This window comes from Acinetobacter lwoffii, from assembly GCF_024129355.1.
Classification (GTDB): Bacteria; Pseudomonadota; Gammaproteobacteria; order Pseudomonadales; family Moraxellaceae; genus Acinetobacter; species Acinetobacter lwoffii_I.
In genome coordinates this window covers 1-21,477 of sequence record NZ_JAMXXP010000041.1, presented here as the reverse complement: position 1 = coordinate 21,477, position 21,477 = coordinate 1, and the positions used below count along the sequence as shown (strand labels likewise).

Here is a 21,477-nt window from a genome sequence, read left to right as displayed (position 1 = left end):
AAGCTTTATTTTCACCCGATAAAATACCCATAAAACAAGAGGAAGCTCAAATGAGCTTCCTCTTGTGAAAAATTGTGGGACAGCAATGGACTTTACCTCCCTTTTTTAAAGGGAGGGTAGGAGGGATTTTTTAAGGCTCCGGATTCGGTGGAACCAGTTCATCCAGTTCTTTATCGGACAATGCTTCAAGTTCAGCAAGATCCGTTTTAATTTTCCATTGCTCTTCATGGTCGACCGGATTGGGTAAACGTGCTTCTAGCCAGTCACAGACGACATCTGGCGGGAAATCGGCATGATTACATTGAATCACCCAGCACAAGAAATCTCTGGCAATACCATTCATATACGGTGGTGGAGATACTGGCAGGAACTGCGTCGGAAGACGTTCATTTTTAGAAATATAATTCAGGACATGTCCCAGCTCTTGCACAGTCTGCCAGGCCAGCGGATGATCTACATTGATCTGAAATTTAAACCACCATGCCTGTTTGCCATCTGAACCATAGCTATCAATCCGTTCTTTTTGAACACTCGGCACTTTAGAAAAATATTCATGTAAACGATCGAAATTTAAATCAGACACAGTATTCAACTCGAAACATTAAAAAAGTGATTTTAGCATAAAGCAGTCGCCTGCCGATGGGCCTGCTAGATTGAAAATACGCAGGCACATTACAAAAAATTGCAGGGTCAGTAAGCGTATTCATATTTTCTGCATTTATTTTGTTTAAAATATAGACAAGTTATTGAGAGGAAGCTCAAATGAAAATAGTGTTATTGAGTGCAATATTTGCTGCATTGCTATTGGGGGCTTCTGCACAGACGATGGCCGGAAACGCTTGGGGTGGATATACAGGGGTTGAACGTTCTAAACCGAATTACCGCGCTGCACCATCACGCTCTTATGATCCACCACGGCACTCTTATCCGCAGCGTCCGATGCCACCTAGACCACATTACCCGCAACGCCCGATCCATTGGGGTTATCCGCCGGCTCAAAGTCAAAGTGGTCTCAATATCCAGTATCAGGCGCCGACCACCATTTATCAAAATTCCAATAGCTATAGCTGGGTGAATGGCGATCCGAATGTGGCTCGAATTGAAAGTTCAAGATATAGCGTTATCAGTGACTGGCAGCGTCTGGGCTTACCTGCACCACCGCGTGGCAGTTACTGGATTTATGAAAATGGACGTTATGTGCTGGTGCCGAATCGTTAAGTTAAAAATCCCCCTTTATTCAAGGGGGATTTTTTATATCAAGCCAACTCATCATCTTCCGGACGAGGCGTTTTGCCTTGTGGCACTGGTTTCTCGCTGTGTTTGTCACGAATCACCGATGGGTAGGTCCATGACGCATAGCGCACCACTAAAATGGCAAATGCCATAATCAGGATCGAACCGGTAATAATCACCAGATCCATACTGGCTTTATGCGTGTGCTGAATGTCCGCAATGAGCAAGCGGGTCAGTGCGGTAATGGCAATATAAATCAGGAAGCGTACCGGCATATGATTGGTTTTAAAATAGATCCCAACCATGGCACCGAGTTCGAGATAGATGAACAGTAAAAGAATATCGTCAATGGTGGCGAACTGTTTAACGGTTAGAATGTCGACGACGGTATGACCGGCAGACCAGATCACCATACAGCCAATTACAAACAGGGCAATATAATGAAAACTTTCTACAGCAAGATTACCAAAACGGTCGAGGAGGGCTTCAAGTTTTTCAACTTTGGGATGGGGTTTCGGCATAAGATCTTCCTGATTTTTATTTGATATAAACGATAGTTACAGAATAGCGTGCAAAGATCATGCACAGAATGATTGAATGAAAAATAAAGATTAAATTATTTGAACTTTTGCGCTTTTTTTAGACTAAATTGCTATATTGTATGGGTGGTACATTGAATAAATAGGAGAAAAAAGTGTTAGATAAAATTCAAACAAAAATTGACCAATTAGAAGCCGGAAAAAAATTAATCCTCGGCGTAGGCATTAAGGCTGAAGATATGCAAAAGGTGGTGGAACTCTGCGAGTCTTTAGAGTCAGAGGGGAATATCAAAATTGTGAATAAACATCTGAATCCGAAAAGCAATAATCAACCGGATTCTTTAATGATTCAGAAAGTTTAAGTTTCGAATTGTAATAAAAACGCCTGCATCAAGCAGGCGTTTTTGATTATGGCTGTTTCAGCTTAAGCTTGAGTCGTGAAGTAATCTTCAGAGAAGTTCATGATCAGGTCAGAACCTGATTTTACTTTGGTGATGCGTAGAGCCAGCTCAGGCAGAATGCGTTGCACAAAATAATTCGCCAAAGCCAGTTTGTTTTGATAGAACTCACCTTCTTTATTTTTCGCAGCATTGGCAATACGCGCGAACATATACGAGAAGCTGAGCAGACCGACAGCGTGCAGATAGTCGACCGCGGTCGAGTTCGGGAAATCATGACTTTCTCTTGCTGCTTCCAGAATAAACTGAGTCACCGATTCGACTTCAGTCGCTGCATCCAAAGTGGCGTCTTTAATGAAGTTTAGGTCTGCATCCAGACTGTTGGCAAAGTCACGGATTTCAGAGATATATTCAGAGATATATTCACCGCCACATTTAATGGTTTTACGACCGATTAAATCTTGTGACTGTACGCCGTTGGTGCCTTCATAGATCTGGGAAATACGCAGGTCACGGATACATTGTTCCACGCCCCATTCACGGATATAGCCATGACCACCAAACACCATTTGCGCATCTAATGTTGCCTGGAAGGCAGTATCGGTTAAATAGGCTTTTGCGATTGGCGTGAGTAGTGCCACGCGGTCATTGGCTTTTTTCACCGCTTCTGGATCAGTCGAGAATTTGGTGATATCCAACTGTTGACCTACATACACGGCGAATGCACGTGAAGCTTCATTATTGGCACGTACATTCAGCAGCATACGGCGTACATCACCATGCACCAGAATGCTATCCGCAGGTTTGCTTGGTGACTGAACGCCAGCCGCACTACGACCCTGTAAACGGTCTGTGGCATATTGCGCAGCGTTTTGATAAGCGAATTCAGAAGCACCTAGGCCTTGAATACCCATCGACAGACGTTCGTAGTTCATCATCACGAACATCGCAGCGAGACCTTCGTTTTCTTTACCAACGAGGTAACCTTTGGCACCGTCAAAGTTCATGACACAAGTCGCAGATGCCTTGATCCCCATCTTGTGTTCGATTGAACCTGGGCCGACCGGATTACGCTCGCCGATAGAACCATCTTCATTGACCAAGAATTTCGGTACGATGAACAGGGAAATACCACGAGAGCCAGCAGGGGCATCTGGGGTTTTCGCTAGAACGAGGTGAATAATATTTTCCGCCAGGTCATGATCACCACCCGTGATGAAAATCTTGGTGCCGCTGATGCTATAAGTGCCGTCTTCGTTACGTTCAGCTTTGGTTTTGATAATACCCAGATCAGTACCGGCATGTGGTTCGGTTAAGCACATGGTGCCTGACCACTCACCCGAATAAATTTTAGGTAAATAGGTTTCTTTTTGTGCTTGTGAAGCATAGCTGTTCAGCGCCATGCCCGCACCAACAGAAAGCAATGGATACAGCATGAAAGACGGGTTGGTGGCAAACAGCATTTCATCAGAAAGTACCGTTAGCATTTTCGGCATTTCCTGGCCGCCCCATTCCATATCTGCGCCCAGACCAATCCAGCCACCTTCTGCATATTGTTTGAACGCTTCTTTAAAGCCAGCAGGTGTGGTCACATTACCATTTTCAATTTTTGCGCCTTCTTCATCGCCGGTACGGTTCAGAGGAAGCATGACGTTTTGAGAAAATTTTGCCATTTCTTCAAGAATCGCTTCTGCTGTCGCAGCATCCAGATGCGCTAGATTTTCATTGGCCTGCCAGAATTGTTCTGCATTGAAGACATCGTTCAGGATGAATTTCATATCGGCAAGTGGCGCGTTATAAATTGGCATGGTGTGTCACCTGTTTATTGTTTGATTAAATGAGTTTTAATCAGTCTAAAACACTCAAAATCTGAATGTTAGACGACTAAAGGTTAATTCTGTAACTCTTTATAAAGAAAAAGGACTGCCTGTTGATTGACCGTCCTTTTTCTGAAATGTAGCTAGTCTGAGACTAACTTAGAATGCAAAGTGTTCCGCATCCAAGTTCATCAATGGCTCTACACCTGTCGCAATCACTTCAACGTGTGAACGAACGCGTGGCAGGATTTTCTTGAAGTAGAAGCGTGCTGTCGTCACTTTGGCATTGTAGAAATCAACCTCAGTGGTGCCCGCAGCCAGTTGCTCCTGAGCAACCAATGCCATACGTGCCCATAGGTAAGCTAGAGTGACATAACCAGAGAAGTAGAGGTAATCGACTGCAGCCGCACCCACTTCTTCAGGGTTTTGCATCGCGCGCATACCAATCTGCATGGTCAGATCGCCCCATTCTTTGTTCAAGGCAGCCAATGGTTCAACGAATTCTTTCATTGCAGCATTGTCTTTGTGCGCTTCAGCAAATTTATGGATGATCTTGGTGAAGTCTTTCAACATTGCACCTTGCGTACCCAATACTTTACGGCCTAACAAGTCTAGTGCCTGAATTTCAGTGGTACCTTCGTACAGGCAAGCAATACGTGTATCACGTACGATCTGCTCCATACCGTGCTCAGAAATAAAGCCATGACCACCGAATACCTGAACACCGTGTTTCGCAGCTTCAGAACCGGTTTCAGTCAGGAATGCTTTTGCGATTGGTGTTAGCAATGACAGGATGTTGTCTGCAAATTTACGGTCTGCTTCTTCTGCAGCATGTTCAACCACGTCAGCATATTGTGCTAATAGATAAACCAGTGCACGACCGCCTTCTGCATATGCTTTTTGCGTCAACAGCATGTTACGTACAGCAGGATGTACAATGATTGGATCTGCTTCTTTTTCTGGTGCTTTAGGGCCACTTAAAGAGCGCATTGCCAGACGATCTTTTGCGTATGCAAGCGCGCCTTGGAATGAACCTTCAGATGCTGCAAGACCTTGAACTGCTGTACCGATACGTGCTGTGTTCATGAACGTGAACATGCAGTTCAAGCCGCGGTTTTCAGGTCCAATCAGGAAGCCTTTAGCATTGTCAAAGTTGATGACACAAGTCGCGTTACCATGGATACCCATCTTGTGTTCGATCGAACCACAACGTACGCCGTTACGCTCGCCAATAGAACCGTCAGCATTCAGGTTGAATTTTGGCACGATGAATAATGAGATACCTTTGGTACCTTTCGGTGCACCTGGCAGACGAGCAAGTACGATATGGATAATGTTCTCTGCCATGTCGTGTTCACCAGCAGAGATAAAGATCTTCTCGCCAGAGATTGCGTAGCTACCGTCCGCTTGTGGTTCAGCTTTAGTACGGATAATACCCAAGTCAGAACCCGCATGAGATTCAGTTAAGCACATGGTACCCGTCCATTCACCTGAAACCAGTTTAGGCAGGTAAGCGTCTTTTTGTTCAGCTGAACCATGATGTTCTAAAGTACGAACCGCACCGTGAGACAGGCCAGGGTACATGCCCCATGCCCAGTTCGCAGTACCCACCATTTCAGAAATCGCGATACCTAAAGAGTTCGGTAAGCCTTGACCGCCGTATTGTTCTTCAGCAGAAAGAGAAGGGAAGCCAAGCTCGATGTATTTTTGGTACGCTTCTTTAAAGCCAGTCGGAGTCGTAACAACGCCGTCATTCCAGGTACAGCCTTCACGGTCACCGGTCTGGTTGATCGGAGACAATTCGTTTTCACAGAAGTCGGCCGCAGCTTCTAAGTACTGATCTACCAGCTCACGGCTTACGTTTTCTTGGAATGCAGGGAGATTTGCATAGTGTTGTTCAGCATTTAATAATTCATGCAACACAAATTGCATATCACGTAAAGGCGCTTTGTATTGTGGCATATCGGTTTCCTCAATACTGGTTGAACCAGCGTTATAATCTTAGATGAACTAAAACCTGTCTTCACTGACACGGTTTGGAATGATCTAATCGTGCAACAACTTCCCCTGCGGTACAAGCTTTTCGGGGTGTTTTCTTGGTGACTGTAAAGTCAAAGATTAATCTGCATGACGCATTAAAGGTCTTGAGTATAAAGACTTTAGTCATATTTTGTAGGAAACGAATAGTCAACTGCATACGGGAAAGAGAACGCAATAAAAAAGCACCCGAAGGTGCTAGTCGTGAAGCCTTGATTCCTATGCATTAATAGGCAGAGGCTGTGGGCTGGAAACGAACATGACATTTACCATTGATGGTTTGTTCGCCCATCTTGATCTGTGCAGCTGTTCCGTCTTTTTTGCCTTGACAGGCTTGCAGCATGGCTCGTTGATGTGCCTGATGTTGAGCGAGGCGCTGATCAAACTGTTTGGTTAATTCTGCACGTTTGGCATCAGTCAAGACTTCACCGTGCATCATGCCTCTACGCATATCGGCACGCATTGGATGATGTTCAGCTTTCATGCCACGATGTTCATCGCGATGGCTTTTCATCTCTTTACGATCTGCTTTAAAGACCATCTTGCAGGTGCCGTCTATAGTCTTGTCACCAGTCTTGATTTGAATGGCTGAACCCACGGCTTTATTGTCGCAGGCCTGTTGAAGCTGTTTGGCAAACTGTATGCGTTCTGCACGCTTCGCCTTAAACTGCTCACGCTGTTCAGGGCTTAGATGATGTTTTTTACCTTCATGATGTTTCATCATGTGGGGGTGATCATTGCTTGGGACATTGCTGGTGGATTGACAGGCAGTCAACGCACCCATTGATAAAACACTTGCACTGATTAATGCTATTTTTGTCATCGTTTGCATATGATTAATCCCGTTAAAGGTCTGATTCTTTTGATTGTTAAAGATTAAACAATAAAGATGTAGAAACAATGAAGGGTTTTTTGATGCAGTGTTCGCTACAATAATGAATATAGAAGAAAAATTGAGATTTCTATTTTGAACATTCGCCGCATTCCCATTGCATTACGTCTATTTTTGACCGTGCTGTTGACCACGCTGGTCATTACCACGGTAAGTCTGGGTGTATTGCATCTGAATATGCAGCGTAATTTCGCCCGTTATGTCGCTGATGTCGAAATGCAGAAGCTGGATTATGTGATTGAAAATCTGGCAGATGTCTATGCAGTCTATCAGGACTGGGGCAATGCGATTCAGGCACAGATCCTCCAGATGGAAGGTGAAGCCGCACCGGATGATTATGACCGTTTGTCACGCTGGTGGTTACGCCGTCAGTATGATATTGCCTTGCAGCAGCGTTATTTTCAGGAACAGACTCTGGCTCAGGTCGCACCCAGTATGGTAGATCCGGCGCTGCCACAACGTCAGGTCAATGAAGAAGAATTACGTGTGCTGGCATCTAATTTGCCTTCACAGTTTCAGCCCTTTGAAGGCTTGAAATTCCCGCTCAGCTCCAATCAGAATCTGTTTAGAACTGATCGCAAAAATGGTGAGCAGCCAACACAGCAACCGACTGGCAAAAAACAGTTTATCCAGATGCCGGACCGTCTCGGCCTCAGTTCACGTCTCTCCCTGTATGATGCAAAACGTCGTTTTGTAGTCGGTGAAGCTTCGGATGAGCAGATTTCTTATCGTCCGATTATGGTGAATAATCAGATTGTCGGCTATTTGGGCTTAAAACCGGTTCTGGATCAGGATGATGCCTTAAGTATCAATTTCTTTAGTAACCAGAAGCGTTATTTATTTCTGGTCTATGCACTCAGTATTTTGGCGAGTCTGATTGCTTCCCTGTTATTGGCAACTTATTTCAAAAAGCCGATTCAACGTCTGCTCAATGGTACACGTGCCTTGACTCAGGGGAATTATCAGTATCAGGTTAAAGTAAACCGGAATGATGAACTAGGTGATTTATCCAATGAATTAAATGCATTGGCGGTGATTCTGGATCAGCATGAAACCTCGCGCCGTCAGTGGGTGGCAGATACTTCGCATGAGTTGAAAACGCCACTAGCAGTCTTACAGGCACAGATTGAAGCGATGCAGGACGGGATTCGTAAACCAACGCCTGAACATTTTGCGTCCATGCTGGCGCAGGTAAACAGCCTGAAAAAACTGACCCAAGATCTGGCCGCGCTGGCACAGGTCGATGCCCAGCAATTGCAATTTTATTTCTCCTCGGTAAATCCGTGGGAGGTGGTGCAGCAGGAACTCATCAACTTCCAGCCGAAATTTGAGCAAGCTGAATTGACGGTTACTGCAGATGGCGAAGGGACTGAGTTAAATCTGGATCTGGATCGTTTTAAACAGATTGTGGCGAACTTGCTCAGTAACAGTATTCGCTATACTAAAGCGGGTGGGCAGGTGCATATTCACACCACGCAAGATGATAAAGAATGGACCTTATATGTCGATGATAGTCCGTTTGGTCTGACTGATGAACAACTGGCGCGTATTGGTGAACGTTTCTACCGTGTCGATGATTCGCGTACCCGGGCGACTGGCGGAACCGGACTGGGTTTGGCATTATCATGTAAAATTACGCAGGCGCTGGGCGGCAGCTTAAGCTTTGCACATTCACCACTGGGTGGTTTACGATGCAAGCTGAGCTTTCCTAAACAAGTGAAACCATAAAGGAAATATATTGATGAAACATGTCATGCTGGTTGAAGATGAAATCGAACTTGCACAGTTGGTGCGAGACTATCTGGAAGCTGCTGGTTTTGAGGTCAGTATGTTTCATGATGGGCAGGAAGCATATAACAGTTTTACCCAGCGTAAACCGAGTCTGATGATTCTGGACTTGATGGTGCCGCGTATGGACGGCCTGACCATTTGCCGTAAAGTACGTGAACAGTCGGATTTACCGATTATCATGGTGACCGCGCGTACTGAAGAAATTGACCGTGTGTTGGGTCTGAATATGGGTGCAGATGATTATCTCTGTAAACCATTTAGTCCGAAAGAACTGGTCGCGCGTGTACAGGCTGTGTTACGTCGTCTGGATCGTAAATCAGAACCGGAAAGCAATGATTTATTCCGTATGGACAAATCACAACAGCGCATCTGGTATCAACAAAAAGCCTTGAATTTAACGCCGACCGAATTCCGTTTACTGGAGTTATTCCTGGAACATGTCGGACAGGTATATTCACGTGCGCAATTGCTGGATCATATTAATCCGGACAGTTTTGATGTGGCTGACCGTGTCATTGACAGTCATATCAAGAATTTACGCCGTAAGATTTCAGATGCGGCTGAAACCGGTAACCGTCATGAGTGGATTCAGGCGGTGTATGGGGTCGGTTACCGTTTTGAATATCCTGAAGACTGATTAAGTTTTTAATGTTTAAGAGAAGCGAATAGGTGAGAACTTATTCGCTTTTTTTATATCTGAAAATGATAAATATAAGAGGGCTAAAAATAATGAATATCATGATTCGAGACGAGCAAATAAATGACATTCAGGCAATTGAAGAATTAACAAAAGCCGCTTTTAAAAACATTGAATATTCAAGTCATACTGAACATTTTATTATCAATGTATTAAGGGAAAATCATCAATTGACATTATCGTTAGTCGCTCTTGAAAATAATATTGTTGTTGGGCATATTGCCGTGTCTCCCGTATCAATGTCTTCGGGTGCAGCAGGGTGGTTTGGATTAGGCCCTATTTCAGTTTTGCCTCATTATCAAGGTTTAGGCATTGGTTCAAGGCTTGTATATGCAGCACTGGACAGACTGAAAGCATTGGATGCAAAAGGCTGTGTGCTATTAGGCGATCCCAAGTATTATGCTCGTTTTGGCTTTCAACCCATTGCCGATTTAGTTTTGGAAAATGTACCAGCTGAATATTTTCAAGCGATCAGTTTTGATGGGGCTTTTCCGATGAAGCATTTAATGCAACTAAATAACTGACGGTATATTGAATATTATTCTGATGATGAATCTTAAATTTTTTTATATACATTATTCCTATACAAGGTGGGAACTTATCGTACTGTTTTAAGTAGCTCAATTCGCTGCCGATCGACTTTCTTTAACTTTAATACTACTAACTCATAAGAATTTAGCACCAAATCTCTAACCAAAGACCCATCTAGTTCTTCATCTTCATAAACTGAGATCCAGTGCTGCTTATTCATATGCCAGCCTGTACGGATATAAGGATAAATGTCTCGAAGCATGGCGCCGTGTTCAGGCTCGACTTTTAAATTAATCGCAGCTTTTCCTTGCAAATGAAAAGTCAGCATAAAGACTTTATCCATGACTTTATAAACATCACAGCCCTCAGCAAAAGGCTGAGTCACAGTGACTTCAGGAAGTTTTAAAGCAGTAAATGATGCAATTTGATGTAAAGACATAAGCTATGGATAAATCATCAGAAAACTGTGGATAATGCTTAAATTATCCACAGTTTTTGTTTGGGATGTGAATAAATTAAGACGAACAGCTGACCATCACTTCAGGCACATCACTTGGCAATGGCGCTAAATCTTCAGGCTGTTCCAAATCGGGCTGTTTCAGGTAAGGCTGACTGAGTAATTTAAACAGACGGTCTACTTCAGAAAAATCATCCCGCTCTGCCAGTTCAATGGCTTTCTGTGCCATATGATTCCGCAGAATATAATGCGGATTGGCCAGTTGCATGGCGGCATCCAATTCTTCTATATCCTGGTGTTCACGGATAGATCCATATTGCGCCAGGAATGCTTCAAACTGGCGTCGGTCCAGACAATCATCTTTAAGGGCTTCATAGTCTTTATTTTGCAACCCGATAAAACTCTGGGTATAGTCTAGTTGCTCACTTTGCAAAATTCGCAGAAAGGCCATAGCGCAGTCAAAACTGTCTTTATGGAAACTTGGCAAGCCCATTTTCTGGTTTAAACCATGTTTATAATGTTCCAAGAATGTTGGTTCATAATGCTCCAGACATGCAGCTAAATCCTGTTTCCATTGTTCTTTGTCATAATCTGTAGGGCAGAGCGGGACCAGATTGTTTAACCATTGCCACAAATTCCAATGTCCGATACTTGGCTGCTGCTGATAGGTATAACGCCCTTGATAATCCGAGTGGTTATTGATCCAGTTCGGACGGAAGCGCTCCATAAAGCCATAAGGACCAAAGTCCAAAGTTGAACCGGTAATATTCAGGTTGTCAGTATTCATCACGCCATGTGCAAAACCAACCAGTTGCCATTTGGCAATCATCACCGCAGTGCGCTGAATAACTTTTGTGGCAAAGCTCAGAATCGGCTGTTCGGCTTGCAGGCATTCTGGATAATGCCATTCGATACATTTCTGGATAAATTCAGCTAGTAGATCTGGCTGATACTGATTGATCCATTCAAAATGGCCGAAACGGATATGACAGTCTGAAGTACGCAACATCATCGCGCCCGGCTCTAGCTTCTCACGCTGAATACCTTGGATTGATGAAGTAAAACCAACTGCATTACTGGATGCTACACCTAAAGCATTTAAGGCATGACCTGCCAGATACTCACGAATGACTGAACGCAGTACTGCACGACCATCGCCCATGCGTGAATAAGGGGTTGCACCAGCACCTTTTAAATGCAGGTCAATGGTCTGATTATTTTTATCCAGAATTTGCGCAATCAACAACCCGCGACCATCTCCCAACTGTCCTGCCCATTGTCCAAACTGATGACCTGCATAGACCATAGCCAAGGTTTCAAATTCAGTAAAAACTTTCTGACCACTACAAATCTCGACCCATTGCGCCTTGTCTTCATCCGACCATTGCAGTTGCTCTGCTAAAGCTGCATTAAAATGTCCGGCTTTCGCACCTTTTAACGGCAGCGGAACTTGATGGTGATAGAGGCGGGCGGGCAGTGTTTGATAGCGAGAGTTAAAATACATGGCATCAGTACAGGATTGGAATAAATTTACTATAACAAAGATAGCTGTATAAAACTGTTGTATAAGCGAGAGTTCACGTTATCTTTCGGACATAAAAAAAGCCCCAATCGGGGCTTTAGTGTTCAACAGCTTTTATTGAGAAACTGCAGATTTTTTCAAATTACGAACCAGTAGATTCAAGGTTTGACGATGATGAGAAAGACGCTGTTCAACCAGCTGGAATTCAACTTTCAGCTTGTCATCCATCTGATGGATTTTTTCAGCCATCGATGCTTTCTTGACCTGAATTTCCTGTTCTTTCAGCTTCGCCCAGTCATTTAAAGTTTGGGTAAATGCATCATATTCCTGTGCGATCTTGGTTTTTACCGCCGAGATATCTTCAGAAACATCATGGCCATATACCGCAAGATCCTGTTCAGCATATTTAAACTTCATTGCCAATTCCGCTTTTTTGATATTAAAGCTAGGAATGCGGCGCAAGTTTTTAGCTAAACCAAGTTTAGAACAAGTCCAGATCAACCATTTAGTTGGATCGTATTGCCACCATTTTACGCCGTTACGGTAATCGTATTGGAAAATGTGGTGATAGTTATGATAACCCTCACCCCAAGTTGCAACCGCGAGTACGAAGTTGTCACGTGCAGTATTTTCATCGGTATAAGGACGATTTCCCCACATGTGGCAAAGTGAGTTAATGAAGAAGGTTACATGATGGCTCAGGATTAAACGCATTAATCCACCCAACAGCAACACGCCCCAGACATCGCCGGCTGCCCAGCCAATCGGAAGTAAAATCGCAGCATGAACAGCAATCACTAAAGGAACGTAGTATTTGTCCTGGAACATCACCACTTTGTCTTTTAACAGATCTGGCGCATTTTTATAATTGGCTGCACCTGATGGATAATCACGTAACATCCAGCCAATATGTGCATACCAGAAGCCTTTATTGATCGAGTACGGGTCTTGATCAACATCATCGACATGACGGTGATGGGTACGGTGACCAGATGCCCAGAATAAAATACTATTCTGTACAGCAAATGTACCCATAATCATCAAGATGATTTTTAATGGTAAAGTGGCTTCATAAGCACGATGTGCCCACAGGCGATGGTATCCTGCTGTAATGCCGAGGCTGCTTACGCCCAGTAAAACAAACATACTGATCCAAGCGGCAGCGCTAAAATCATGGTGATACGCATACAACGGAATCGCGATCAGGGCTACAATCGGTAAAAATACCAATGCAAACACAGCAATCCAGTTGATGGGGGCTTTGGGTAAGGGAGCATTCATCTCCAACAGCACTCCTAGAACCTCGGAAGGTATAACAAAAAGCAGAAACTACTGTTGGTTTTAACAGCAGCCTATCTTGTCCATATTAGCATGTGCCCTAAGGCATCACTAGCATTATTGTACGGTTGTATTGTACTTGTCGGTAACAGAATAAGTAGGGCAGAAGTGACCATTTTGCGAGCGTAGACAGGCGCTGATTTCCGACTAAGTGACTGAGGATTATCACTCTTTCAGAAAATGGAAACAGAATGAATCAGATGAAAATCGTTGTTCATAATTTCTACAATATTATCAGGAAATCTGCAGAATATAGATGTTGGGTAACTTAATTTCACTTTCAAATAAAATCTGATTAGGGAAGATTCACACTTTCATTATTGCATTATCGAAATAAACGGGATCAAGAAATACCTAGATCAATCAAGGCTAAGAGAGATTATTTAGAGTTGTTGTAGCATCAATTTTGGATAGTCTGTAATCAGTCCCTGAATGCCCCAGTCTCGCAGCTGTTTGGCACGGGTGACATCATTGACTGTCCAGACACTGATATTCAACTCGGCAGCCTGCGTGGCCTGAATCAGGTCTTTACTGGCCAGTTCATCCATCCAGCCAATATGACAGCATCCCAGTTCCAGCGCCTGATCAATGGCATGATGTTTAACATCGGTTTCAATCAATAAACCACGTTTTAAACGTGAGTTTTGCTGTTTGAAAGCATCCAGAATTTTGGCATCAAAGCTGGTAATAATTGCTGCCTGCTCATAGCCTTGTAACTGCTGTTCGACTTCAAACGCGATTTTTTCAGCTGCTGCTTCAGATACTACGCTTTTAATTTCGACCTCAATATGCTCGAAATTTCGAATGACATTTAAGGTTTGATCGAGCAGTGGGGTCGCTTCGATTTTATTCCATTCTGACCAGGCCACTGCGTGATTATATTGGGTAAGATCTTGACGGTTACACTCGTATAGATGCTTCTGCAAACCGGTGGTGCGCACAAAGTCGTCATCATGCATGATGATTAAGGCATTGTCTTTGAGCTGACGGACATCAAACTCAACGGCGCGAATGCCGATCTCCTGAATATATTGAAAACCGCCCAAGGTATTTTCAGGGGCTTCGCCACGTGCACCACGATGACCAATTATGCGCATAAGATGCTCATGAGTGGGAAAGTTAAGTTCATTTTGCGAGGGCTACGTGACAGAAGAGTGACACTTTCTATTTTCGTCAGATGTTCTGTAAAATCAAGAGACATCTGACGTGTATTTTTAGATAGCAACTTGAAACATAATTTTACTTTTCGATGCTGTCATTGATATTTTTTTGCCACAGCACTTCGGAACCGCCCTCAGCACGTTGCAGGGTACGTGATGCTACAAATAACCAGTCCGATAAACGGTTAAGTAGTTGCAGTGACGCTGCCTGAATGTTTTGGTCACGGTGATGTACCGACATCACGCTGCGTTCTGCACGACGACAAACAGCGCGGGCCTGATGGGCAAAGCTGCACACCAACGTTCCAGCAGGCAGAATAAAGTCTTTGAGCATCGGCAAAGCTTCATTCATGCGGTCGATATCATTTTCCAGAAACTCAATCGATACCGGTTGCACTAGATTAAAACCCGGAATACAGACTTCACCGCCTAGATCAAATAACCAGTGCTGGATCAGGCTTAAAGATTTATCCCAAGCGGCTTGATCTTCAATGTTGCTTGCTGAAATTTGTGCGCGTAATACGCCAATCACGGCATTCAGTTCATCGACATCACCGAGTGCTGTGATACGCAAATCATCTTTGGCAACACGTGAGCCATCACCGAGTCCTGTGGTACCTGAATCGCCTGTGCGCGTGTAAATTTTACTTAAACGGTGGCCCATATGTGTTCCTTGAATTTTTAATGAAGATAATAAAAAAGGATAATGTCGGTCATAACATTATCCATAAACTGCGCTGTTTTAAAGTTTTTTGCTGTTTAGGGCTTAGTATTTAAAGGTGATGCCTGCAGAAGCGAGACGGCCACCGTTGATATAGAATTCATCGCCACCATAAGATGCAGTCTTAAACTTGTTGTCACCGATATTCTGAATATTTGTAAAGACTTTAAGATGCGGATTGAGATTCCAATACGCATTCAGATCAACCGTGGCATAGCCAGGCAGTTCTTTCGAGTTTTTTGAAGCAGAAATTTTAGATGTGGATTTCGCAGTTAATGTCGCACTCAAACCATATACATTATTTTCTAATCCAATCGTTGTTGAAAGCGATTGGCGGGGACGACGAATAAGTTCTAAACCTGTTTGTTCATCTTGAGTTTTGACATAAGCGTATTCAGTACTCATAAATAAATCATCTTTTTGCCATTTTAGACCGAATTCACCACCAGTCATTTTTGCTTTGGCTGTGTTAATGAAGTCTGTTGTTGACGTATTTGTCAGATCGTCCCAACTATAATCAGGCGAAATTAGGTTTTTAACTTTAGTTTGATATAAGGATAAAGATGTACTGAAATGATCCGTTAATATTTGATCTATCCCGATTTCGTAAGAAATACTTTCTTCGGGTTTTAAATTGGGATTACCATTAGTGATGTACGTAGTTCCTTTCCACTCACTACTATCAGAATAGAATAATTGATTCCCAGTTGGTGCTTTAAAGCCTGTACCGATATTGCTGTAAATACTCGTTGTATCAGTAAGGTTATATCGACCTGCAATTTGACCGACTACATGGCTACCAAATTGGTCATGATCTTCTAAGCGTAAACCTGCTTGGGTATGTAGCTGATTGGAATCGTAATTATGTTGAACATAGTATCCGATACTATCTAAATCTTGCTTTTGTCCTTGAATAGCATAGCTCTCGATATTGGCTTGATTTAATGCTGCACCTAAGATGACTTTTTGACTTTCTGAAATCTTCAAATTAAGGTTAAGATCAGCTTCATCACGTTCAGTATTGAACATATAGCTGCTTCTAGATCCAAGTAATTCATCTTTGAAATTTGCATATTGCGCATTTAGTGCAAGGTTTTCTGTAAGCGTTGTACTTGCTTTTGTGATAAGAACTTGGTTAAGAAAGTCTTGAGAACCACCATAATAGACATTAGTTCCCTCATTTTTACTAAAACTTAGGCTGGCGCTGTATTTCTCTTGGTCGAGACCCAATTTTGCGCTGTAACCTTTTTGATCGTATCCTGCATCTTCTTTTGCTTTATTTGTAACGGGAGTTCCACCGCTTTCAAGGCGCTGAGCTTTAATTTGAGCGTATAAACCTGACTGATCTACAAAATCTGCGCCAACAATAGATTTATAGGTATGATTTTCACCTATCTCATTGGTCAATGAGATACCTGTTTTCTTAGGTGTAGCCGAAATCACATTGATGACACCACCAATCGCATCTGTACCATACTGAACGGATGCAGGACCTCTTAAGACTTCAATACGTTCAATATCGCTTAAATCTATATAAGGAATATTAGAGCCACCATCTAGAGCGGTATTTAAACTGACGCCATCTTTTAAAAATAGAAGGTGCTTTGAATCTGTACCACGAAGGAACGCAGATGTCGTTTGACCAATACCACCTGATTGCACAATGTTAATAGATGCTTCTCTATTCAGTAGAGAACCTAAATCTGCAATAGGAGATTGTTGAATGGTTTTTTCATCAATCACTGAAATCCGCGCAGGCACATTTTCTATCTTTTCTTCAGAACGTGTGGCAGTCACCACAATGGTATCTAAAGAGGCTTTCGCAACTTTTTGCTCGGCAGCCTGAACAGATGAAGTGAAACCCAAGGCAAGTGCGATCGCACCTACCAAGGCAGTAGGTTGACAATGAAGTGACATGTTAAAGCTCCCTACATTCACTTCCCCGTGAATGATTGAGTTATAGAACACAGCAAGCAGGTTTCCGGACTTAAATGTGCAAAGCAGCGACTTTGCTGTATATCCACCTTCCCACATCAAGATGCAGTGGTGTAAACCGAAGAGTTTAAATTGATAGACGTTTCATTTTTTACCGTTGCGGGGGCAGTGCTGGATTTACACCAGCTTCCCTAAAGCCTGAAGGCTTGGACTTGCTGCAAAGTGAGCGCAGTATAAAGTCAGTATGAGTTATATACAATCTGCATAGAGAATAATCCGGATGAACTTTACGCAAGTCAGAAAAATTGCATTACAATGATTTGCCCCAATCTTACAGATTGTTCAATACATTGGTAGATCTAGAGCCAACATAATATGCGAACCCGTGCCAAAATTTGTGGAATCACCCGAGTTGAAGATGTACATGCCGTAGTCAATGCCGGCTGTGACGCGATAGGATTTGTATTTTATCCACCGAGTCCACGACATGTTACTTTAGAGCGGGCTGAAATCCTGATCCGGTCGGTTCCAGCTTATGTACAGGCGGTGGGCTTATTTGTGAATAGTCACGCAGATGAAATTCAGGATATTCTTAAAACCGTTCCACTGGATATTTTACAATTTCATGGCGATGAAACACCTGAACAGTGTCAGGCCATCGCCCAGCAGGTCGGACGCCGTTGGTATAAAGCCATTCAGGTAAAACCTGATCTGGATGTAGTCGCAGAAATTCCAGGTTATCAAGATGCGGGCGCAAGTGCAGTACTGTTAGACGCATGGCATCCTGACCTGAAAGGCGGCACAGGGCACAGCTTCGATTGGGATACATTTCCCAAACTCAATATTCCCTTGATCTTGGCAGGCGGTTTAAATCCTGACAATATCGAACAGGCAATTCTCACCACACAGGCGTATGCCGTCGATGTGAGTGGCGGTGTCGAGTCCGCAAAAGGTATTAAAGACCAACAACTCATAGAACGCTTTATGCAAGGAGTCCATCGTGGATCAGCAAAGTACTAGCCAGAACAGTCAGGCAGTTGACTATACCCAATTCCCGGATGAACGCGGGCATTTCGGTATTCATGGCGGACGTTTTGTGTCAGAAACACTCATGGCGGCTTTAGAAGACTTGGAAAAGCTCTATTTCCGTATGAAAGATGATGCGCAGTTTTTGGCAGAATTTGACCGTGACATGGCGTTTTACGTCGGTCGTCCGAGTCCTTTATATCATGCTGAACGATGGTCGAAAGAGTTGGGTGGCGCACAGATTTACCTGAAACGTGAAGACCTGAACCATACCGGTTCGCACAAAGTAAATAATACAATCGGTCAGGCTTTGCTGGCGAAGCTTTCCGGCAAGAAACGTATTATTGCCGAAACAGGGGCAGGCCAGCACGGTGTAGCAACGGCAACGATTGCAGCACGTTTAGGTCTTGAATGCGTAGTATTTATGGGCGCTGAAGATGTAAAGCGTCAGGCGATGAACGTCTACCGTATGCGTTTATTAGGCGCGACGGTTGTGCCGGTAGAAAGTGGCTCTAAAACCTTAAAAGATGCCATGAATGAAGCCATGCGTGATTGGGTGACCAATGTTGATTCAACTTATTACGTGATTGGTACTGTGGCAGGCCCACATCCATATCCGCAACTGGTTCGTGATTTCCAGTCGATCATCGGTCGTGAAGCACGCCGTCAGATTCTGGAACAGGCAGGCCGTCTGCCAGATGCACTGGTCGCGTGTGTCGGTGGTGGATCCAATGCAATGGGCTTGTTCTATCCATTCCTGAATGACCAAGACGTGAAAATGTACGGCGTTGAAGCAGCAGGTCATGGGATCGAATCAGGTAAACATTCTGCGCCACTAAATGCCGGTCATGTCGGTGTACTGCATGGTAACCGGACTTACCTGATGTCGGATGCGCAAGGCCAGATCATCGAAACCCATTCAATTTCTGCAGGTCTGGATTATCCGGGTGTGGGTCCGGAACATAGCTTCCTGAAAGATATGGCTCGTGTTAAATACGTACCGATCAATGATCAGGAAGCTTTACAAGGTTTCCGCGACTTGACCAAGATTGAAGGCATTATTCCGGCGTTAGAAAGCGCACATGCTATGGCTTATGTCACTAAACTTGCACCGACCATGGACAAGGATCAAATTATTATTGCGACGGTTTCAGGTCGTGGTGATAAGGACTTGATGACCGTTGCCCGTATTGATGGCGTAGAAATGGTTGAGATGTAAGCTCCTTAAAGTCCTCTCCTTATAGGAGAGGGTTGGATGAGGTTAAATCTCACAAAAGGATAAGTTAAAAAATCGTGCTAATAAAAATTAGCACGATTTTTTATTGAGTAGATTTTGAAAAAACATGCCTGTATGGAATTAAGAAAATTCACCTTGCGCGCGCTCTTTGGCCCATTCGCGTAAAACAAATTTCTGCAATTTACCGGTCGAGGTTTTTGGAATTTCGGTAATCACCACATCCTTAGGCACTTTAAAGCGGGCCAGATGTTCACGGCAAAATTCCATAATTTCTTCTTCAGTGGCCTTGGTGCCTTCTTTGAGCTCAATAAAGGCACAAGGAACTTCCTGCCAGCGTGGATCAGGCTTGGCGACTACCGCTGCAGTCAGCACCGCCGGATGCTGATACAGTACTTCTTCCACTTCAAGCGATGAAATATTTTCTCCGCCAGAAATAATCACATCTTTGGAACGGTCGGTAATTTTGGCATAGCCATCCGGTTGGCATACCGCCAAATCTCCCGTATGGAACCAGCCACCGGCAAAGGCTTCTGCTGTCGCCTCAGGATTTTTCAGATAACCTTTCATCACGATATTGCCACGGAACATGATCTCGCCCATGGTCTGACCATCATGCGGAACTTCCTGCATGGTATCCGGATCAAGTACTTTCATGCCATCTTGTAATGGATACGGTACGCCTTGACGAGAGTGCAGTTGTGCCTGTTCCTGAATAGATAAATCACTCCATCCAGCTTGTGAAGCGCAGAGTGCAGAAGGGCCATAGGTTTCAGTCAAGCCGTAAACATGCGTGACATTAATGCCGATATTGCGCATGCCTTCGATAATCGCAGCTGGCGGCGCAGCACCCGCAACCATCACTTCGACACGGTGATCAATTTTGGTCTTTTTCTCTTCAGGTGCGTTAATCAGCATCGACAAGACAATTGGTGCACCGCAGAAGTAATCGACTTTATGTTCAGCAATCAGTTTAAAGATCAGTTCAGCATCGACTTTACGCAAGCAAACGTTGGTTCCGCCGTTGGCTGCCATGGTCCAGGCAAAGCACCAGCCATTACAGTGGAAGAGCGGCAGTGTCCATAGATAGGTGGCACGTGGTGTCATGCCACAGGCAATAATATTACTGGCTGCGTTAATGTAGGCCCCACGATGATGATAGACCACGCCTTTCGGGTTGCCGGTGGTACCAGAGGTATAACTTAAGCTGATGGCATCCCATTCATCTTGAGGTAAATGCCATTCAAAGTTTGCGTCGCCTTGGGCAATCCAGTCTTCATATTCGATTTGACCAATACGCTTATCTTCACCTTCAAACTCTGCATCAGCCACATCAATCACATAAATGTCTTGTGAAACTAGAGCGAGCGCTTCTGTGGCAAGTGCAGTAAATTCAGGATCAACCAATAATACTTTGCTTTCGGCATGCTCCAGCATAAAGGCAAGGGTCTTGGCATCCAGACGGGTATTTAAGGTATTCAGGACTGCGCCTGCCATCGGTACAGCAAAATGTGCTTCAATCATGGCAGGGACGTTAGGCAGCAGGACAGAAACGGTATCATTTTTACCGATGCCTAATTTTTGGAGTTGGTTGGCAAACTGACGACAACGGTTGTATTTCTCACGCCAGGTAATTCGACGCTTACCATGAATAATCGCGTTCTGATTTGGATAGATATAAGCTGCACGATCAAGATAGCGTAAAGGTGATAAGGCTACAAAATTCGCGGGGGTACGCGGTAATTCATCATATGCGCTAACCATTGTAAAACTCCGTTCTATATTTATTTTCATATCCTGTTGAAAAGATATGTATTTCTCAGAAATCTTGCATTTATGCTTTAGTCGAGTACGATTTTACAAATTTTAAGTGTTTGAATATTAATAAAAATATTTCACCCTGCTTAAATGTTTTGAACGCATGGGTTCCCAAGTTTGATTTTTTAGGTATTTTACTCTAGTTCAGCCATTAAAATAATATGAGCCAGAGAATAATAATGAAAATACAACAGGTGGATAAAATCTGGCGAAACTGGTCGGGGAGCCAGTCCAGTGCTGCTTGTATCTTGATTGATATAGTGATTAGCTACCACTATACGCAAATTGTAGAGTTTGGAGTGCTGCTAAAATCTTAAATTTGAACCTGAGA

The 21,477-nt window shown here is 43.7% G+C and carries 19 protein-coding genes and 1 riboswitch; of the genes, 7 read left to right on the top strand and 12 right to left on the bottom strand.

What is annotated here, in order from left to right; all coding sequences use genetic code 11:
• Nucleotides 1-130 precede the first annotated feature (130 nt).
• Entirely contained in the window at nucleotides 131-583 is a 453-nt protein-coding gene (locus NI468_RS14305) for a hypothetical protein (RefSeq protein ID WP_253102417.1), read from the bottom strand.
• A 179-nt stretch (nucleotides 584-762) separates the two neighbouring features.
• Here NI468_RS14305 and NI468_RS14300 point away from each other — a divergent pair, with 179 nt between their 5' ends.
• Nucleotides 763-1,218, top strand: a complete 456-nt coding sequence (locus NI468_RS14300) for an RcnB family protein (RefSeq protein ID WP_159516249.1) — start codon at nucleotides 763-765, stop codon at nucleotides 1,216-1,218.
• Nucleotides 1,219-1,256: 38 nt separating this feature from the next.
• On the opposite strand, the gene NI468_RS14295 is transcribed toward NI468_RS14300, so the two are convergent.
• A complete protein-coding gene (locus NI468_RS14295) occupies nucleotides 1,257-1,754 on the bottom strand; it encodes a phosphate-starvation-inducible protein PsiE (protein ID WP_005172599.1) in 498 nt (165 codons plus the stop codon).
• A gap of 173 nt (nucleotides 1,755-1,927) precedes the next feature.
• Between NI468_RS14295 and NI468_RS14290 the strand changes: the two genes are divergently transcribed.
• Nucleotides 1,928-2,134, top strand: a complete 207-nt coding sequence (locus NI468_RS14290) for a hypothetical protein (protein WP_005095746.1) — start codon at nucleotides 1,928-1,930, stop codon at nucleotides 2,132-2,134.
• A gap of 62 nt (nucleotides 2,135-2,196) precedes the next feature.
• Here NI468_RS14290 and NI468_RS14285 read toward each other — a convergent pair whose 3' ends face one another.
• The 3 genes from NI468_RS14285 to NI468_RS14275 all read right to left on the bottom strand — a co-directional run bounded on the left by NI468_RS14285 (nucleotide 2,197) and on the right by NI468_RS14275 (nucleotide 6,856).
• Nucleotides 2,197-3,978, bottom strand: a complete 1,782-nt coding sequence (locus NI468_RS14285; RefSeq protein ID WP_253102415.1) for an acyl-CoA dehydrogenase C-terminal domain-containing protein — start codon at nucleotides 3,976-3,978, stop codon at nucleotides 2,197-2,199.
• 168 nt (nucleotides 3,979-4,146) lie between these two features.
• Nucleotides 4,147-5,949: an acyl-CoA dehydrogenase C-terminal domain-containing protein gene (locus tag NI468_RS14280; RefSeq protein ID WP_004278309.1), complete on the bottom strand. Its 1,803-nt coding sequence runs from the start codon at nucleotides 5,947-5,949 to the stop codon at nucleotides 4,147-4,149.
• A gap of 301 nt (nucleotides 5,950-6,250) precedes the next feature.
• Nucleotides 6,251-6,856, bottom strand: a complete 606-nt coding sequence (locus NI468_RS14275; RefSeq protein WP_253102413.1) for a hypothetical protein — start codon at nucleotides 6,854-6,856, stop codon at nucleotides 6,251-6,253.
• Nucleotides 6,857-6,991: 135 nt separating this feature from the next.
• Between NI468_RS14275 and baeS the strand changes: the two genes are divergently transcribed.
• From baeS to NI468_RS14260, 3 genes are all read left to right on the top strand, one after another.
• Entirely contained in the window at nucleotides 6,992-8,644 is a 1,653-nt protein-coding gene (gene baeS / locus NI468_RS14270) for a sensor histidine kinase efflux regulator BaeS (RefSeq protein ID WP_253102411.1), read from the top strand.
• 13 nt (nucleotides 8,645-8,657) lie between these two features.
• The gene (locus NI468_RS14265) at nucleotides 8,658-9,344 is read left to right on the top strand and encodes a response regulator (protein ID WP_004278304.1); all 687 of its coding nucleotides are present in this window, start codon (nucleotides 8,658-8,660) and stop codon (nucleotides 9,342-9,344) included.
• Between the two features lie 92 nt (nucleotides 9,345-9,436).
• A complete protein-coding gene (locus NI468_RS14260; RefSeq protein WP_253102409.1) occupies nucleotides 9,437-9,928 on the top strand; it encodes a GNAT family N-acetyltransferase in 492 nt (163 codons plus the stop codon).
• A gap of 74 nt (nucleotides 9,929-10,002) precedes the next feature.
• On the opposite strand, the gene NI468_RS14255 is transcribed toward NI468_RS14260, so the two are convergent.
• From NI468_RS14255 to NI468_RS14230, 6 genes are all read right to left on the bottom strand, one after another.
• A complete protein-coding gene (locus NI468_RS14255) occupies nucleotides 10,003-10,374 on the bottom strand; it encodes an MmcQ/YjbR family DNA-binding protein (protein ID WP_253102407.1) in 372 nt (123 codons plus the stop codon).
• Nucleotides 10,375-10,450: 76 nt separating this feature from the next.
• Nucleotides 10,451-11,896, bottom strand: coding sequence for a protein adenylyltransferase SelO (locus tag NI468_RS14250; protein ID WP_253102405.1), 1,446 nt, complete (start codon nucleotides 11,894-11,896; stop codon nucleotides 10,451-10,453).
• Nucleotides 11,897-12,028: 132 nt separating this feature from the next.
• A complete protein-coding gene (locus tag NI468_RS14245; protein WP_253102403.1) occupies nucleotides 12,029-13,195 on the bottom strand; it encodes an acyl-CoA desaturase in 1,167 nt (388 codons plus the stop codon).
• Nucleotides 13,196-13,635: 440 nt separating this feature from the next.
• On the bottom strand, nucleotides 13,636-14,349 hold the full coding sequence (locus NI468_RS14240; protein ID WP_004732971.1) for a glycerophosphodiester phosphodiesterase: 714 nt from the start codon (nucleotides 14,347-14,349) through the stop codon (nucleotides 13,636-13,638).
• 142 nt (nucleotides 14,350-14,491) lie between these two features.
• A complete protein-coding gene (locus NI468_RS14235) occupies nucleotides 14,492-15,076 on the bottom strand; it encodes a cob(I)yrinic acid a,c-diamide adenosyltransferase (RefSeq protein ID WP_004647509.1) in 585 nt (194 codons plus the stop codon).
• Between the two features lie 102 nt (nucleotides 15,077-15,178).
• On the bottom strand, nucleotides 15,179-17,050 hold the full coding sequence (locus tag NI468_RS14230; protein WP_004732969.1) for a TonB-dependent receptor plug domain-containing protein: 1,872 nt from the start codon (nucleotides 17,048-17,050) through the stop codon (nucleotides 15,179-15,181).
• Nucleotides 17,051-17,088: 38 nt separating this feature from the next.
• Nucleotides 17,089-17,299: riboswitch (cobalamin riboswitch) on the bottom strand.
• 144 nt (nucleotides 17,300-17,443) lie between these two features.
• Between NI468_RS14230 and NI468_RS14225 the strand changes: the two genes are divergently transcribed.
• Entirely contained in the window at nucleotides 17,444-18,088 is a 645-nt protein-coding gene (locus NI468_RS14225) for a phosphoribosylanthranilate isomerase (RefSeq protein WP_004732966.1), read from the top strand.
• Nucleotides 18,069-19,313 carry a tryptophan synthase subunit beta gene (gene trpB, locus NI468_RS14220; protein WP_253102401.1) on the top strand — a complete coding sequence of 415 codons (1,245 nt, stop codon included), beginning with the start codon at nucleotides 18,069-18,071 and terminating at the stop codon, nucleotides 19,311-19,313. The genes NI468_RS14225 and trpB overlap by 20 nt, the downstream gene beginning before the upstream one ends.
• A 138-nt stretch (nucleotides 19,314-19,451) precedes the next feature.
• Here trpB and NI468_RS14215 read toward each other — a convergent pair whose 3' ends face one another.
• The gene (locus NI468_RS14215; RefSeq protein WP_253102399.1) at nucleotides 19,452-21,092 is read right to left on the bottom strand and encodes an acyl-CoA synthetase; all 1,641 of its coding nucleotides are present in this window, start codon (nucleotides 21,090-21,092) and stop codon (nucleotides 19,452-19,454) included.
• Nucleotides 21,093-21,477: the final 385 nt, after the last annotated feature.